Raw genomic sequence first — 17,287 nt, 5'->3', positions numbered from 1 at the left:
GTTTAGCGTTACAGCTAAAAAACTCACCACAAGCTTGATGTTTGCCAACTAAGCCTTATTTTACTATTCAATTCAATCCCGTTTTACAGAGTAACCACCGTGGAAAAAACTAGCCGCTTATTATATTTACAACACCAGTTTGAAGCGTTAAAAAGTAACAAGCTATTCGAAATATTCGTTATTACTGTCATTGTCATCTCTGCATTATTAATTGGGGCTAAAACGTATAATTTACCGCAAAGTGTTTACGATGCGACGGTCTTTCTTGATTACTTTATAACCATCTTTTTTACGATAGAAATAACGATCCGGTTTATTGCGGATACTAATAAAAAACGTTTTTTCCATAGTTTCTGGAACGTGTTTGATACACTCATTGTTTTTGTCAGTTTAGTGCCCGTTGATAACTCTGAGATGGCGGTCGTAGGGCGATTGATACGCGTATTTAGAGTGTTGCGTATGGTATCTATTATTCCTGAACTGCGTATTTTATTGACCTCACTCGTTAAATCTTTACCCCAATTGGGTTACGTCATGTTATTGATGTTTATCATCTTTTATATTTACGCGGCCATTGGCAGCACGTTATTCCATCAAATAAATCCGACCTTGTGGGGCGATATTACGATCTCGTTATTAACTTTGTTCCGAGTCATGACGTTTGAAGATTGGACTGATGTCATGTATGAAACGATGGAGGTTTACTCGTTAAGTTGGATTTATTATTTAACGTTTATCTTTTTATCCGCTTTTGCGTTTTTGAATATGGTCATTGGTATTGTCGTGAGTGTAATGGAGCAAGAACATACTAAAGCAAGAGACGAAAAATTAAGGGAACAAGGTTTAGTTGAACCGTCATTACATGATTTACAATTACAAATTGCCGAGTTGAAAAGTTTGCTCGTGGATAAAAAATCGTGATTTGTATTCAGTTATGAGGTTAACGACATGCTGTTAATTATCGATAATTACGATTCATTTACTTTTAATTTAGCGCATTATTTTGCCTCGTTAGACGTAGAAACTAAAGTTGTTCGAAACGATGAATGGACTCTTGAAGAAATCAAACGAAGTAACCCTTCACGTATCGTCATTTCGCCTGGACCTTGTACACCTAATGAATCCGGTGTGTCGTTGTCTGTTATTAAGCAATTAGCCAACGATATACCTATTTTAGGTGTTTGTTTAGGGCATCAGAGTATTGCCCAAGTTTTAGGTGCAAACATTGTAAAAGCACCGGTTATCATGCACGGTAAAAATAGCCTTGTTACGCATACTGGGCATGCGATGTTTGAACATATTCCGCCACAGTTTTCGGTTACGCGCTATCATTCTTTAATGATAGCGCCACAAACTTTGCCTGAAGAATTGGAAATAACGGCCCATACACTGGATGGCGAGCACAAAACCATAATGGCTATTGCGCATCGCTCATTACCATTGTGGGGCGTGCAATACCACCCTGAATCTGTTACATCTGAATTTGGTTACGCGTTACTCGAAAATTTTATCCGCTTGTAGCCGAGTTACATTTGATTTATTACGGCTTGAGCCTACTTTTTGCTTTATTTGCTATCTCTTCTAAAATTAAAACGGTTTGGCCTATTATTATCTTGTGTTACTTTATGGGTTTATACTGAGCAGTCGCTTGTTTATTACACTTTTTGAGGGATCAACTAATAATGTCAAAAAAGCCTGTGGTTGATCCGATATTATTGCGTTTTCATAATTTGTTGTTTAGCTATGAATTTGCTCGTGATCAATTAAAACCAAATTCAAATCAGGCTGATAGTTCAGTTACTCAACAAAAGACAAAAGACCGCGCTTTATTGGCGGTCGAGCAGCAAGCTGTTGATAATCGAAAAGCTGAAGCCGCCAATAAATCGATGCAACAAAAAGCAATGCAGCTTGAGCTCAATGCTTATGTTGATACGGTATTTCGAGAGCGTATTCAAGATATTGACATGGTAGTTGAAAAAACAATTGGCACATCTGACGCGGTGCCCGCTGTTTTGGATTTGTTATCGATTAAAGCGGCTTCAATTAGTCGTATTGACCCTTTAATCTCGGGTTTACCTTGGTTAAGTGAAGATATTTTACATTTTATCAATCTACCGGTTTATCAAAAAGCAAATGCTCAAGAAAAAGTCAAAGTTGATAAAGTAAAAACGGCATTAAGTTATATCGGTATCGAAAATTTACCTTTTTTAATCCCATCATTTGCGGCGCGACAATGGTTACCTCATAGCACAGACCCTTTTAAATTAATGAAGCGCAAGTTATTAGAAAATGGCTTAGCATCTGCTATATGCTGCCGTCAATTAGCTAAGATGTATGAGCAAAGTGAAGCCACTTTGTTTATTGCGGGTATGTTTCACGATATTGGTAAATCAGCGATTGTCCGTATTTACTATCGCGTTTTTGATGAAGTATGGAAAGAAAAATTAACCGAAGCACGTAACAACCGTTTGAAAGACCGGCACAATGCATTAGTCGATTTAGAGCCTGATCCAATCGCATTGAGAGATTTAATGCTTGAGCTTTCTGCGTCTTTGAGTGTAAAGATCATAGCGCAATTTAAACTAAAGCGTTTAATGATTGCTTCGCCTCTGCAAGAATGTGCAGATAAGACACCTTATGCTGAAATGTCGAAACAAGCCAAAATATTAAGTAAAGGCATTACTTATAGTCATTTTAGAGCGCTTCAGCAGCACCACTTGATTAGTAATACCGAAGCCAAATCATACCTAACTCGGCATCATATCAATGTAGAAGAGATCACAGCGTTGCGAAAATTGAGTTTAAAACGTTTGAATTTGAATGTAGTTAAATATTAAATAAAATATACGCGTTTTCTACTTTAGAGTGTGGCGTTTGTTAAAATGGCTTGAGTAAAGTTTTTCTTTAAATAAAAACCTCTAGGTAACGCTTTAATGGGCTGACCTTCTGCTCCCGTTGCTGATGTTCTAATTTTGGCATGCGCGGCTTTGGGCCTGATTTGGATCACTTCTCCGTGTTTTGCCGTAATTTCTTCTACTCGCCCTAGTGATATAAATTCCATCAACTCTTCCCAGTCATTTATTAAAGCTTGTTCTTCAGCTCGCGAAGGAGACCATAAGATGGGATAACCAACAATTCGTTCATTTAATGGAATACTGCGTTCAGCCAAAATAGGCACCCACAATACGCGGTTGAGCTTTTTTTTAACAACGCTATCTTGCCAAGTTAGACCTATTGTATTTGTTAATGGCGCGACACAGACATACGTTGTTTCAAGCGGTGTACCTTGGCGATTGATCGGAAGCGTTTTAAGCTCGATACCTAGATTTTCAAAATCAGGAACTGGTTTAGAACCGGCATGGGCACCAAGTAAACATTCGATTAACTGACCAACCCAGCCTTTTTCTTTTTGCAAATTTGGCGGAATGCTAACTTGCGCTTCTTCTGCTAATTGGCCTAACGTTAATCCGGCAATCTGCCTCGCTCTCGTTAAGAGTTCTTCTTCACTATTGGGTTCTTCGCGATAATAGCTCATGATCGGTCCTATTATTATTTAGCTAGGCTTTGTGAAATACATGAATGTTCACATCAACGGTTAACGTTAAAAAATCAAGTGCTTGCACTGCCGCGATACCTGTTTTAGGTGCACGATATAAATGAGGTGTCATCGCTAATAACTGTGCTATCTGTTGTTTGTTAAGATTGATTTCATAACAAGTTTTACTTTGAGTTTCATGGATAAAACCATGCTCTTGTGCGGGCTGTAGCTTCAATTCACTGTAAGGTTTCACTTGAGGGTACAAAATATTTTTTAACTCTTTCTGATGGTGCTCAGCTGTTTCTATTAAAATGAGTTTACCCTGTGATTTTAATTTTTTTGCAAATTCTGCATAAACGGGAAAACCAAAAGCACAGATGAGTACATCAAGGCTATCGTCTTTGAGCGGTATTAATTTATTACTCGCGACTAACCAAGTGAGGTCTTTATTGCGTTTAGCCGCAGCTTGAATAGCGAATTTAGAAATATCTAAACCGACCCCTTTTATGCTGTGCCCTTTTTGCTGTGCTATTTTGCATAAACGATTTAAATAGTAGCCTTCACCACACCCTGCATCTAAAACCGTTTGTTCATTGTTTGATGCGTGGAGATGGTTAATGAGTGCATCACTTATTTTTTCGTACAAATTGGTATTCAAAAACTGTTTGCGAGCTTGAACCATTTCTTTGTTATCACCTGGCATTTTAGAACGTTTATTCTGCACGGGTAATAAATTTACATAACCTTCTTTAGCACAATCGAAGGTATGACCTTGCGCACATATGAAGCTGTTTTGGTTGTTTTTTAGCACGCTATGATCAAGCGGGCATAGTAAATCTACTGTAGAAATCAAATTAGTTGCCATTTTTAGTTAATTATTTGTAAATCGCACTTGAATTTTTCTCGCAAGTTCGCATTATACTTATACATAAAATAAAAAACGTTATTTGATTGCGCATAAAACGATTATCTACAAATAAGTTTACTGCTTTTCAATAAAATTTTACTCGAGTGTAAGGAATTCAAACAACATGTTTAAGAAATTAGTCCCTATTAATGCTGATGCTCATAAAAACGCAAAAATTCAGCCGATTAACTCTTTCGAATTTGCGCGTGGTTTTCATTTAGCCAGTGTTAATGTCAACGAGTTCCCACGTGCAGCAGCCAGTTTTCCAATTGTATTTGTAAAATCACCTGAAGGTGAAGATTTCCGTCCTATCGCTTTATTTGGTACTAATGAAGGCGAGAATAGTTTTATCGACAGCGAAGGTAAATGGGAAGCGCCTTATGTGCCTGCTATTTTACGTCGTTACCCTTTTGGTGTGGCTACGGTATCTGAAAAAGAAGATGAAACTTCTTTTGCTATTTGTGTTGATGAAGAAAGCGCAGCTTACAATGAAGAAGAAGGCCAAGCTTTATTTAACGAAGATGGCACTCCAACTGAGTTTTTAGAAAAAGTACGCGAATTTTTAACTGACTTACAAAAACAAGAAGCAATGACTCAGCGCTTCTGTGAGCTATTAGCCACTAATGAATTATTAGTTGAGCAAACGCTTGAGTTAACGACGCCTGAAGGCCAAAAGAAGCGTTTAAGCGGCTTTTACCTAGTTGATGAGAAAAAATTCCGTGATTTACCTGACCAAACCTTTTTAGAGTTTCGTCATAAAGGTGTTTTAGATGCTATTTATAGTCAGCTATCTTCTTTAGCTCAAGTGCCACGTTTAGCGCGTCAATCTTTAGCAAAATAGAATGATATAAGTTCGACACTATAAAAAAAACCGGCTAATAGCCGGTTTTTTTGTTTTTAATCTATAGTTAAATATATTAAATGTAATACCAATTCATATAAATAAGTGATCTCTCAGAGTGCGTCCGGCGGTTTTTGAACAAGGCGTCGGTGTACAGGAATGGTTGTTCCCTTTCAAATACCGATAACGCAGGTCAAAAGCCGCTGGGGCATTCCTTTCAGGCGAATTTTAAATGCGCTTACTCTGTGTTGCTCGAACTCAAAAGAGCACTACTATTCTTTCATCTAAGCGCATTTAAACGCTCGCTGAGTAGGCACTTATTATTACGGATAGGTATAAGCCCGAATTAAACGTTATTCAGGCTCACGTAGTGTTAAATTGTTTCTGCGTGTTTAGTATGAAGTGTGTGAATTAATTCATCTTCAAATTCGAAACGCTCTTCCATTATTTGGCCTAATTTAGATAGGTCTGCATCAAAGCGCTCATAATCATCATCTGATATTTGAGAATCTGCATATTTATCATTAAACGAGACTGCAGTATCGGTTGAAGCCGATATTTTAGGGGTTAAACTACGGGCTAATTGTAGGCTTTCTCCACCATGTATTTCACATTTAGCGACTATTTGATCATAAACTTCAAAGTGCCCAGCAGATAAATAATCTAGCATAATTTGGCAGAAGGCTTGAACTTCAGTTTGTTCGGGTAGGGTTTGGTTTTTCTTCTCAAAAGGAGGAAGTCCAGCTAATTGACAATATCTGACGAGCCATTCTTGGCGTTCTTCTAACCAGTTATCAATAACTTTACTTGTACCACCATATTGAGCCTGTGTTGATTCTAAACGGCTTAACATATTATTTCTCTCATCATTATTGTTTTGCTATGCCCAATCTAAAAAAAAAAGGGGGTCTAGGTCAACTAATTCTTGCAAAAATATAGCAAGAAAGCACCAAATATAGCAAAATAGTATATTTAAGTGGTCAATAAGGGTTGAAATGATTAAGAAACATCCTGATAACACCAATTTAACAAGTGATGTTTTTTGTATTGTTGTAAAAGGCGATAAAGTTTTATGGTTGCCTGAAATGCGACAATTTCCTTTATTAACAAAAAAAATAGCGAAGTCTATTTCGGCAACTGAAGTCGGAATGTTTGAAAATAGGCTAATCTATTATGTTAGTGAATATAAAGTTGATCTTTCACATTTTGCCGAGGCAGCTTGGTTTTCTTTAAGTGATTTATTATTGGATGCGCCCGCTGATTTATTTGAATATGCGGCTAAGGCGTTTTCATTTAATTATTTTTATCAAACTAATAAATTTTGTGGCCGCTGTGGTACACGAATGCGTAGTATAACGTGGGAAATAGCGAAGCATTGTGACAAGTGTCATCATCGTTGTTACCCGCGTGTATCGCCTTGTATTATTGTAGTGATTACTCATGGAACTCAAATTTTATTAGCCAAAGGTAAACGATCAAAAACGGGTTCGTATTCTGCCCTTGCGGGGTTTATCGAACCCGGTGAAACCGCCGAGCAAGCTGTTCATCGAGAAGTACAAGAAGAAGTTGGCGTTAAAATAAAAAACATCAATTACTTTGGTAGCCAAGCATGGCCTTTTCCGCATAATATGATGTTAGGGTTTACAGCTGAATATGATAAAGGTGATATTGTTATTGATACTCGAGAGATTGCTGATGCTAAATGGTTTGAGCTTGATACATTACCTAAAACACCCGGTTTACAGAGTATCGCTGGAAAGTTGATTGAGTGGGCTGTAAACAATAAAGAAGAGAAAAACAAAGCCTTACAAGTGTAAGGCTGAATATTTAGTGCGTGGTCCCGTTAAGCGAGCTTCTAGTTTTTATTCTAGCGCAGGGGTTTTATACCAAATAGCATTAAATTAAGTCAATATAAAATTAATAATAAGTTAACTCTTTGTTAACTTTAAATGTAATAGGACAAGAAATGGCCGAGTTAAAAAATAGACGTTATTTAGATGCTTTACTTAAAAAGCCGGTTGATCGCACTCCGGTATGGATGATGCGCCAAGCGGGACGTTATTTACCTGAATACCGAGCTACAAGACAACTTGCCGGTGATTTTATGTCATTGTGTAAAAATACCGAGTTAGCGTGTGAAGTGACTTTGCAACCATTGAGACGTTATCCACTTGATGCTGCGATTCTATTTTCTGATATTTTAACTATCCCTGATGCAATGGGGTTAGGTTTATATTTTGAAGAAGGCGAAGGGCCAAAATTTAAGAACCCAATTAATGATTTAATGGATGTTGCTGCGTTAAAAGTACCCGATCCCAATAAAGATTTAAAATATGTAATGGATGCAGTAAGTACTATACGGCGTGAACTTAAAGGTGAAGTGCCTTTAATCGGTTTTTCTGGTAGCCCATGGACATTAGCGACCTATATGGTTGAAGGTGGTAGCAGCAAAACGTTTAGTAAAATTAAACGTATGGCCTATGAAGAACCAGAAGCGTTGCACTTATTATTGACTAAACTTGCCGAATCCGTCACTGAGTATTTAAATGCGCAAATTGATGCGGGCGCACAAGCCGTGCAAATATTCGATACATGGGGAGGTGTACTCACTCACCATGATTATCGTGAATATTCATTGGATTATATGGCGAAGATTGTTGACGGCTTAAACTTAAATAATAACGGCGAACGTATTCCCTGTGTATTATTTACTAAAAATGGCGGGTTATGGTTAGAAGATATCGCGGCGACGGGTTGTGATGGTATAGGATTAGATTGGACTATTAACATCGGTGATGCACGTCGACGTGTAGGCGATAAAGTAGCATTGCAGGGTAATATGGACCCTGCAATACTTTATGCTTCTCCTGAGCGTATCAGGCAGGAAGTTTCTATGATTTTAGACAGCTATGGTGAAGGTACTGGCCATGTCTTTAATTTGGGCCATGGTATCACGCCAGAAGTGAAGCCTGAAAACGCCGGTGCTTTTATCAATGCAGTGGTTGAGCTTTCTAAAACATATCATAAATAAAATGATGTTTTTGAAGCGATAAACTAAAAAGACTTGAATTCACTTCAAGTCTTTTTTAGTTACTATACCCAAGTCACTTGGGTATATATATTTCATTCATCATATAAAGACGGAAGATAACATTCGTCACCCCCCTGGCTTACAAAAGTCGATTTAAGCCATTTAACGCCGCAACACGATAAGCTTCTGCCATCGTTGGGTAATTGAATGTGGTATTAACAAAATATTCAATATTATTACCGCCATTGGTTTGTTGCATTATCGCTTGGCCGATATGGACAATTTCAGATGCATTTTGACCAAAACAATGTATGCCTAAAATTTCTTTTGTTTCGGTATGGAATAATAACTTTAAACCACCTACTTCTGATTGCGCCATCTGCGCTCGAGCTAAATGTTTGAATTGTGCTTTACCTACTTCATAGGGAATTTTAGCCGCTGTTAATTGCTCTTCAGTTTTACCAACTGAGCTAATTTCAGGGATCGTGTAAATCCCCGTTGGAATGTTCTCGATAAGAGCTGAACCGGCGACACCATTTAAAATAGCATTCGCAGCAATACGGCCTTGATCAAAGGCTGCACTCGCTAAACTAGGGTAGCCAATAACATCTCCTATAGCGTAAATATTTTCGACACCGGTTTGATAGTTACCATTGATTTCAATTTGACCTCGGCTGTTGGCTTTTAAATCGACCGCTTCCAAGTTTAAGCGGTTAGTATTACCCGTTCGACCATTCGCCCATAAAATGCAGTCTGCTTTTATCTTTTTACCTGATTGAGTGTGTAAAACAACACAATCATCAAGTGTTTCGACTTGTTTACATTCTTCACCACTGCGTATCGTCGTTTTACCACTGTTTAAATGATAACTTAATGAATCTGAAAATTCGTTGTCTAAAAATTCGAGCAAGCGGTCACGTGTATTAATTAAATCAACTTTGACCCCTAATCCTTTAAATATACTGGCGTATTCACAACCAATGACGCCTGCACCATAAATAATGATTGAACGCGGAGAATGACTCAGTGATAAAATACTATCACTATCATAAACACGAGGATGAGAAAAGTTTACTTCGGGTGGCTGATAAGGGCGTGAGCCCGTTGCAATAATAATATTCTGTGCTGTGATGGTTTCGACACCGCCGTCTTGTTTGCGGATCGCAACCGTATTTTTATCAACAAATGAGCCTTCACCGTGAATTAAATTTACACCATTTCGATTGTAAAATGTTGAGCGTAAATTTGTTTGTTTGCGAATGACACTACTAGCTTGCTGCAAAATATCAGGGAAGGTTAAGTTTAAGCCTTGTGCTGCACTGCTAAACAAAGGCGTATTTTTAAACTCGATTAAGCGTAAAACGGAATAACGTAACGCTTTTGAAGGGATTGTTCCCCAGTGTGTACAACCGCCGCCGACGGATTCGTACCGTTCAATTATGGCGACGTTTTTATTTTGCTTGGCTAAATTCATTGCCGCACCTTCACCACCAGGGCCGGTGCCAATGATGATAGTGTGGTAGTCAAATTTTATTTCTGGTTTTTGTGTTTTCTTTTTATTAGATGCTGTCACTGTGTGTGTACCCATTCTTGGTATTAGAAGATAGAACTGCTACAACGTAAAGTTTAATGAATTTTGTAAAATATGCATGCTTTAGGTGTAAATAACACTATATGCTCGTTATTTATTTTAGCAATGTAGACTTGGCAAAGAGATGAAATAAAAAAGGAAGCACTTAAAGATAATTTTAAGTGCTTAATATGGTTGAAGATTTAGAACTAATTATATTGCAAACTTAATCCATTGAATGTTCTTTTTTGTACTTTAAAGCGTTGTTTTAAATCATTGAGTTCCATCTGTAATTCTTTAATTTGGTGATAAACGTCACTTTGTTCAACATTTTCAGTCCATTTTTTACGCTTAATGGCAACATATCGTTTTTTGATTTTATAAAATGCGTTCATTCGGCGTAACAATACGTCGTACTCTGCTTCAAGTTTGTTTAAAACTTCATCATGATTAGGCATTTTTAAAATTTTATTGCGCGTTTTTTCCATGCGGTGTTTTAGCTTAGCGGCTTCAATTCGTTCTTCTGGCGCTTCTCGTAAGCCCCAGGTTAATTTTAAATAAGATGCGGTTTTAATAAACCATTTACTGGGATCAAAATCATACCACTTAGTACCATTACGATAATCATATTCAAATGTGTGGTGAAAATTATGATAACCTTCGCCGTATGTCACTAAAGCGAGAATCGGATTATCTCTTGCGGTATGTGCGTCTGAATAGGTTTGTTTACCCCAGATATGAGCAAGTGAATTAATGAAAAAAGTAAAATGGTGACTTAACACTAATCGTAAAACACCGGCTGAAAGTAGCATGCCAATCATATTGCCATTTAACCAACCTAGCAGGGCTGGAATACCAAAATTGCAAAGTAGGGTTAGCCATAAATAATTTTTATGTTGCCACATGACTATTTTATCTTTTTGCAGATCTTTACAATTATCGTAATTTTTATATTTGCTGCCTTGGTGCTCTCGTAACATCCAGCCTATGTGAGAAAACCAGAATCCTTTTTTAGCTGAGTATGGGTCGTGATCATTATTGTCGACATGACGATGATGGTTACGATGATCTGATGACCAATGTAATATGCTATTTTGCAAAGCAAACGCACCACCGATAGCGAGTACAAATTTAACAATTGGATGTGCTTGGTAGGTTTTATGTGACCATAAACGGTGATAGCCAACCGTAATCGACATACCGCAGTAACCTAAACATAATATTGTGGCTGTAATTTCTACAGCATCAAAGCCATGCGTTAATGCGTAATAAGGGACAAGTAATAATGAAATAAGCCCTGTGACAGCAAATACAATAACATTTGTCCAAATTATGGGGGATTGATTCTTTTTCATAAATATAAAGTGTTAATAAATTCTAGCTTACAAGTGTAAGCTAAAAAAATAATTTGTCGAGTTTACTGTCCTATTTTATTCAACATTGGCGCTCGATATTTTATGTTGCTGTGTTAGAATTTCGTGATCAATTTAAATTAATAAGGCTATCCATGTTAGGGATCCGCGCTCAGCAGAAAGAAAAAACAAGGCAAGCCATTGTTGAGGCAGCCTTTAGTCAACTATCAGCGGAACGTAGTTTTTCAAATTTAAGTTTACGGGAAGTCGCTCGCGAAGCGGGGATCGCACCTACCTCTTTTTATCGTCATTTTAAAGATTTAAATGAACTAGGCTTAACTCTAGTTGATGAGTCGGGCTTGTTATTACGCCAACTGATGCGACAAGCACGTAAACGTATTGAAGATGGCGGTTCTGTTATCAAAATATCAATTGATACGTTTATGGAGTTTTTGGATACGAATGAAAATGAATTTAGATTATTACTGCAAGAAAAATCAGGAACGACTAGCTCATTCAGAACCGCGGTTGCTAGGGAGATACAACATTTTATTGCAGAGTTGACTGATTACATTGAGAATAAAACAGGTTGTAGTCATGACTTTGCTTTTATACAAGCAGAGTCAATGGTCAAGTTAGTTTTTGCTGGAGGCGCAGAAGCAATTGATTTAAAAAAGAAAAAGCGTGAGCAGTTAGCAGAAAGACTCGTACTACAACTGCGCGTTATTAGTAAAGGCGCAGCTGCATATAGTAAACATAGTTAAATTTAAGTTAGCGCCGCTTAAGCCAGACTGCAGATTCTATGTGATGGGTATAAGGAAATTGATCAAATAACGCAAAATCTTGCACATCATGGGTTAATTTAATTGCGGTTAAATTTGCCTTAAGCGTTTCAGGGTTACAAGAGACATATAAAATGTTATCGAACTTTTTAACCAACTCTACTGTATTATCATCCAAACCCGCTCTAGGAGGATCGACTAGTATTGTAGAAAAATTATAATCTTTAAGTGATATATCACGTAAAGACTTAACTTGTTTACCTTCAAAATACGCAGCCGAAAAATCTTCAGCCGATGCTTGACCAATCACTACGTTAGTAATGCCATTGGTTGCTAAGTTCTCATTGGCGGCTTTTACCGATGTTTTAGCTATTTCAGTTGCCACAACGCGATCAAAACAATTGGCTAAGGCGATACTAAAATTTCCACTTCCGCAATAAAGTTCGAGTAAATCACCTGTGAGTGATTTAGAAATATGACGAGCCCATTGCAACATACACTGATTGATATGACCATTAGGCTGAGTGAACGTGTTTTCGATTTGCTTATAATGGTAATCAATACCGTCTAATGAAATAACCTCATTCACAAAATCGTTATCTACCGCTATTTTTTGTTTACGGGCGCGGCCAATAATATTTATTTTAAAGTCAGATTCTAACCGTGTTTTAAGTGCCTTGGCTTCGGTTAACCATTCATTATCTAATGGTTTGTGATAAATAAGTGAAACTAACGCTTCACCTGAAAGTGTTGTTAAAAAGTCAACTTGGTATAAGCGGCGTCTTAATATTTCATTAGGTAAAAATTCTTCGCGTATACGCAACATAAGTTGTTGAATTAAAGCGGAACCAGGAATGTAGTGGTCTACTCTAAATTTTTCTTTATTGACAGGATCGAACATTATGTAAAAACTATCATCGTCTTGATGCCAAACTCTAAATTCGGCGCGCAAACGATATTGTTCGACTGGTGATTGATAAACTGTTGGTTTGGGTAATGTAAGTTCGGTAAACAATGAGCATGTTTGCTGGACTTTATCTTCAAGAAGTTTGGTATATTGGCTAGTGTCTATTTCGTCAACGCGCATTGCTTTTTCCTGCAAAAAAGCAACATTGTAACGGTGAATCCAATTGTGTCTAGGCTATTAAATCTATTCTGATTTAAATAATTTAATTTTTGCCTAAATTTTACCCAAAAATAGTCGATAATCTTAATATAGATAAAAATATAATGAGGCAATCCCATGAATGTTGGAGCCATAAATGAGAGTAGCAATAAACAAGCGACTCCAGTTGACGTAACTAAAAGTCAAACGACAACAGATAATACAGAATCAACGAGTGCAATTGTAAAAAGCGAATCACATGCAGTCGAGACGCATTTAAGTTCCACTTCGTTTCAACAAACGAGTATTAAAATATTAACCCAATCAATGCAAGAGCATTTGCATAAAATGGGCGAATTGAGAAACCAATTTGTTGCGCCAGAAGAGACAAGTGATATACAGCAACTAAAAGATCTGGATATTAAAAAAGCAATCGCAGAAAGCAAACCCTTATTTGATTTTGAAGATGTAGCTAAAAACGTATTGAATTTTGTAGGGGGGGCTTTAACTGGAGCCGCAAAAGGAGGAGCAAAAACTGAGCAATTGTTACAAATGCTCGGAGAGGCACGCAAAGGTGTAGAGAAAGGGATTGGTGATGCTCGAAAAATATTAGGTGATTCAATATTACCCGGTGGTGAAATTGATGAGGGCATTAAAAAGACTAATGGTCTTATTAATTTTGGTTTCGATCGTTTTGAGCAACAAATAAATGATCCAGATTATAATGGTGCTTATCGTTACGAAGCTGTTGGTTATCAAGAAAGTATAGAAATCAGTAGCGAAAAAACAGGTAACATCGAAATTCAAACTAATGATGGTGATGTTGTTACCATTAATTTTGAAAGTTTACGTGCTTATAACGAAAAACGTAAAGAAGAACAAACTTCAGAAGAAAACGCAGAGGGTAATTTATATACCCGATCAAAAGAGCATAGTATTGAAAATTATCATAATGATAAGTTTGCATTCAGTGTAGAAGGTGAATTAGATGAGGCTGAACTTAAAGCCGTTGGCGACTTAATCAATAATATATCGAGTTTAGCGGATGAATTTTATAATGGTGATGTAACCGCGGCTTATGAAAAAGCCACTGAGCTCGGATTTGATCAAAAAGAAATATCAAATTATGCCATTGAACTAGAAATGACAAACAAAGTAAAAGTACAACAAGCTTATAAACAAATTGCTGGTATGTCTGAAGTGGCTAAAGAAGATAAAGACATGCCCAAATCTATTGGTCAGCCTATAAAAGAATATGCACAAAAGTTAATCGAAATAATGCAAAGCTCTGAACACTCACTTAAGAGCGAAGATGAACTTCAAACAACAATACAAGCTTTACTTGGTCAACAATACCAATTAAGCAGTCAGGATTTATTTTCTGCTTTAGATAAATTTAATCATTTTAATCAAGTGTTATTGAACGGTGAAAAAGCTGAAGCTGTGCAAAAGAATAAAGGTATTAAGGATGAGATAAAAGAAGAAGTTAAGGAAGCTTAAATAGAAAGGCTTAGATTATATAAATAATCTAAGCCTATTTTTTATTCTGCTAATGCTTCAGGTGCTGAAGCATTATCAGCAGGAGCAGGACGCTCTTTAGCTTCTCGTACTTTTAAAGAGCGAGATTGAAATTCAGCATCATTAAGACTCGATATTGCTTTTTCTGCATCTTTTTCTGCAATTTCAACAAAACCAAAACCTTTACGCTTACCTGTATTGCGATCACGCATTAATCTAACTGAAATAACATCACCAAATTGTCCAAACAACTCTCTAACAGAAGCTTCGTTAGCTCTATAAGGTAAGTTACCAACATAAAGCGTTTTTGTAGGACCTTTGTAAGCTTTAGTCGGTTTATCTGAATTTACTTCAGATGTTGCAGTAGACGGTGAAATAAATGAAGAAACAAACCCACCAATTAAAATACCTAATGAAAGTGTAATGTTTGATTCAATTGATACACCAATAACAGGTAATAAAATAAAGCCAACAATGGCTAAGATGACACTAACAGATAACTGTTTAACTTTAATAGACATAAATAAACCCTAAAAGGAAAATTAAAATAATAGAAATATAACTGAGAAAACAACTGTTCACGGTCTGAAATTAAATTGAAAAACGATATCGAATAATAAATCAGCGAGAACAGAATGGTGGAGTATAAATAATGAGCGTTTTACTGTAAATATAAAAAAAGATTAATTTAATTGAAAAAGAGTGTTGACGGGTGAGATTAAATCCCTATAATGCGCCCCCACAGACAAGGCAGGCAACGCCGCTAAGTCAGTCGGGTTAAGGTTTTAATGTAAAATGCTTACTCCGAATGAAACACAGTTTAGACAGTTTTTTAGAAAGCTAAAAAACAATTTAAAATAAAGTATTGACATTGAAATCAGGAAGCGTATTATTCGCATCCCGCTCAACGAGGTAACTCTTGCAGCGAACATCGAAAGATGGCTCTTTAACAATTTGGTAGCTTACTTATCTGTGTGAGCACTCGCAAATATTAAGTATATAAAATTAACTTAATGTTCTCTGAGTGACTTACACGGTCAAAACAAAACGAATATTAATTTATTTGTTTGCAAATCAGAATTCATTGAGACCCAGATTTACTTTTTTTGAAGAGTTTGATCATGGCTCAGATTGAACGCTGGCGGCAGGCCTAACACATGCAAGTCGAGCGGTAACATGAAGTGCTTGCACTTTGATGACGAGCGGCGGACGGGTGAGTAATGCTTGGGGATCTGCCCTAAGGTGGAGGATAACCATTGGAAACGATGGCTAATACTGCATAGTATCTTCGGATTAAAGGGGGCTTCGGCTCTCGCCTAAGGATGAACCCAAGTGGGATTAGCTTGTTGGTGAGGTAATGGCTCACCAAGGCGACGATCCCTAGCTGGTCTGAGAGGATGATCAGCCACACTGGAACTGAGACACGGTCCAGACTCCTACGGGAGGCAGCAGTGGGGAATATTGCACAATGGGGGAAACCCTGATGCAGCCATGCCGCGTGTGTGAAGAAGGCTTTCGGGTTGTAAAGCACTTTCAGTTGTGAGGAAAGTTTGATGGTTAATACCCATCAGATGTGACGTTAGCAACAGAAGAAGCACCGGCTAACTCCGTGCCAGCAGCCGCGGTAATACGGAGGGTGCAAGCGTTAATCGGAATTACTGGGCGTAAAGCGAGCGTAGGCGGCTGAATAAGTTGGATGTGAAACACCGGGGCTCAACCTCGGCCGTGCATTCAAAACTGTTCAGCTAGAGTCTTGTAGAGGGGGGTAGAATTTCAGGTGTAGCGGTGAAATGCGTAGAGATCTGAAGGAATACCAGTGGCGAAGGCGGCCCCCTGGACAATGACTGACGCTGAGGTTCGAAAGCGTGGGTAGCGAACAGGATTAGATACCCTGGTAGTCCACGCCGTAAACGATGTCTACTAGCTGTTTGTGTCTTTAAGACGTGAGTGGCGCAGCTAACGCACTAAGTAGACCGCCTGGGGAGTACGGTCGCAAGATTAAAACTCAAATGAATTGACGGGGGCCCGCACAAGCGGTGGAGCATGTGGTTTAATTCGATGCAACGCGATGAACCTTACCATCCCTTGACATCCACAGAAGCTGAAAGAGATTTTAGTGTGCCTTCGGGAACTGTGAGACAGGTGCTGCATGGCTGTCGTCAGCTCGTGTTGTGAAATGTTGGGTTAAGTCCCGCAACGAGCGCAACCCCTATCCTTAGTTGCTAGCAGGTAATGCTGAGAACTCTAAGGAGACTGCCGGTGACAAACCGGAGGAAGGTGGGGACGACGTCAAGTCATCATGGCCCTTACGGGATGGGCTACACACGTGCTACAATGGCAAGTACAGAGGGAAGCGAACTGGCAACAGTAAGCGGATCCCTTAAAGCTTGTCGTAGTCCGGATTGGGGTCTGCAACTCGACCCCATGAAGTCGGAATCGCTAGTAATCGCAGATCAGAATGCTGCGGTGAATACGTTCCCGGGCCTTGTACACACCGCCCGTCACACCATGGGAGTGGGCTGCACCAGAAGTAGATAGCTTAATAATGGGCGTTTACCACGGTGTGGTTCATGACTGGGGTGAAGTCGTAACAAGGTAGCCCTAGGGGAACCTGGGGCTGGATCACCTCCTTACCTAAGACTT

Annotated in this window: 15 protein-coding genes and 1 rRNA gene; 9 read left to right on the top strand and 7 right to left on the bottom strand. The window is 38.2% G+C overall.

Translation table 11 applies throughout. The features are described from left to right. Positions 1–99: 99 nt before the first annotated feature. From DPX34_RS19385 to DPX34_RS19375, 3 genes are all read left to right on the top strand, one after another. On the top strand, positions 100–921 hold the full coding sequence (locus tag DPX34_RS19385; protein WP_111980091.1) for an ion transporter: 822 nt from the start codon (positions 100–102) through the stop codon (positions 919–921). 27 nt (positions 922–948) lie between these two features. Then, positions 949–1,521: an anthranilate synthase component II gene (locus DPX34_RS19380; RefSeq protein ID WP_111980090.1), complete on the top strand. Its 573-nt coding sequence runs from the start codon at positions 949–951 to the stop codon at positions 1,519–1,521. Between the two features lie 161 nt (positions 1,522–1,682). Further along, a complete protein-coding gene (locus DPX34_RS19375; protein WP_111980089.1) occupies positions 1,683–2,837 on the top strand; it encodes an HDOD domain-containing protein in 1,155 nt (384 codons plus the stop codon). Between the two features lie 23 nt (positions 2,838–2,860). On the opposite strand, the gene mutH is transcribed toward DPX34_RS19375, so the two are convergent. Continuing rightward, positions 2,861–3,535, bottom strand: coding sequence for a DNA mismatch repair endonuclease MutH (mutH, locus tag DPX34_RS19370; protein WP_111980088.1), 675 nt, complete (start codon positions 3,533–3,535; stop codon positions 2,861–2,863). 22 nt (positions 3,536–3,557) lie between these two features. Then, on the bottom strand, positions 3,558–4,391 hold the full coding sequence (locus DPX34_RS19365) for a putative RNA methyltransferase (RefSeq protein ID WP_157964798.1): 834 nt from the start codon (positions 4,389–4,391) through the stop codon (positions 3,558–3,560). Positions 4,392–4,569: 178 nt separating this feature from the next. Here DPX34_RS19365 and DPX34_RS19360 point away from each other — a divergent pair, with 178 nt between their 5' ends. Next, positions 4,570–5,286 (top strand): SapC family protein, encoded by a 717-nt coding sequence (locus DPX34_RS19360; RefSeq protein ID WP_111980086.1) that lies wholly within the window; start codon positions 4,570–4,572, stop codon positions 5,284–5,286. A 373-nt stretch (positions 5,287–5,659) separates the two neighbouring features. On the opposite strand, the gene rsd is transcribed toward DPX34_RS19360, so the two are convergent. Further along, the gene (rsd, locus tag DPX34_RS19350; RefSeq protein WP_111980085.1) at positions 5,660–6,139 is read right to left on the bottom strand and encodes a sigma D regulator; all 480 of its coding nucleotides are present in this window, start codon (positions 6,137–6,139) and stop codon (positions 5,660–5,662) included. A 142-nt stretch (positions 6,140–6,281) separates the two neighbouring features. On the opposite strand from rsd, the gene nudC reads away from it, so the two are divergent. Next, a complete protein-coding gene (nudC, locus tag DPX34_RS19345) occupies positions 6,282–7,103 on the top strand; it encodes an NAD(+) diphosphatase (RefSeq protein ID WP_111980084.1) in 822 nt (273 codons plus the stop codon). A gap of 149 nt (positions 7,104–7,252) precedes the next feature. Next, a complete protein-coding gene (gene hemE, locus DPX34_RS19340) occupies positions 7,253–8,317 on the top strand; it encodes a uroporphyrinogen decarboxylase (protein WP_111980083.1) in 1,065 nt (354 codons plus the stop codon). Between the two features lie 139 nt (positions 8,318–8,456). On the opposite strand, the gene sthA is transcribed toward hemE, so the two are convergent. Next, the gene (gene sthA, locus DPX34_RS19335; RefSeq protein ID WP_269815543.1) at positions 8,457–9,890 is read right to left on the bottom strand and encodes a Si-specific NAD(P)(+) transhydrogenase; all 1,434 of its coding nucleotides are present in this window, start codon (positions 9,888–9,890) and stop codon (positions 8,457–8,459) included. Between the two features lie 206 nt (positions 9,891–10,096). Beyond that, complete coding sequence (locus DPX34_RS19330; RefSeq protein ID WP_111980081.1) at positions 10,097–11,242, bottom strand: acyl-CoA desaturase; 1,146 nt, start codon at positions 11,240–11,242, stop codon at positions 10,097–10,099. 152 nt (positions 11,243–11,394) lie between these two features. On the opposite strand from DPX34_RS19330, the gene fabR reads away from it, so the two are divergent. Further along, on the top strand, positions 11,395–12,003 hold the full coding sequence (fabR, locus tag DPX34_RS19325; protein WP_111980080.1) for an HTH-type transcriptional repressor FabR: 609 nt from the start codon (positions 11,395–11,397) through the stop codon (positions 12,001–12,003). Positions 12,004–12,010: 7 nt separating this feature from the next. On the opposite strand, the gene trmA is transcribed toward fabR, so the two are convergent. Beyond that, positions 12,011–13,108 (bottom strand): tRNA (uridine(54)-C5)-methyltransferase TrmA, encoded by a 1,098-nt coding sequence (trmA, locus tag DPX34_RS19320; protein WP_111980079.1) that lies wholly within the window; start codon positions 13,106–13,108, stop codon positions 12,011–12,013. A 156-nt stretch (positions 13,109–13,264) separates the two neighbouring features. Here trmA and DPX34_RS19315 point away from each other — a divergent pair, with 156 nt between their 5' ends. After that, positions 13,265–14,626 carry a DUF5610 domain-containing protein gene (locus DPX34_RS19315; RefSeq protein WP_111980078.1) on the top strand — a complete coding sequence of 454 codons (1,362 nt, stop codon included), beginning with the start codon at positions 13,265–13,267 and terminating at the stop codon, positions 14,624–14,626. Positions 14,627–14,667: 41 nt separating this feature from the next. Here DPX34_RS19315 and DPX34_RS19310 read toward each other — a convergent pair whose 3' ends face one another. Further along, positions 14,668–15,165, bottom strand: coding sequence for an RNA recognition motif domain-containing protein (locus tag DPX34_RS19310; RefSeq protein ID WP_111980077.1), 498 nt, complete (start codon positions 15,163–15,165; stop codon positions 14,668–14,670). Between the two features lie 582 nt (positions 15,166–15,747). Between DPX34_RS19310 and DPX34_RS19305 the strand changes: the two genes are divergently transcribed. Continuing rightward, positions 15,748–17,277: ribosomal RNA gene (locus DPX34_RS19305) — 16S ribosomal RNA — on the top strand. Positions 17,278–17,287 lie beyond the last annotated feature (10 nt).

Source organism: Algibacillus agarilyticus, assembly GCF_003286125.1.
GTDB lineage: Bacteria > Pseudomonadota > Gammaproteobacteria > Enterobacterales > Alteromonadaceae > Algibacillus > Algibacillus agarilyticus.
This window is presented reverse-complemented; position numbering and strand designations above follow the sequence as displayed.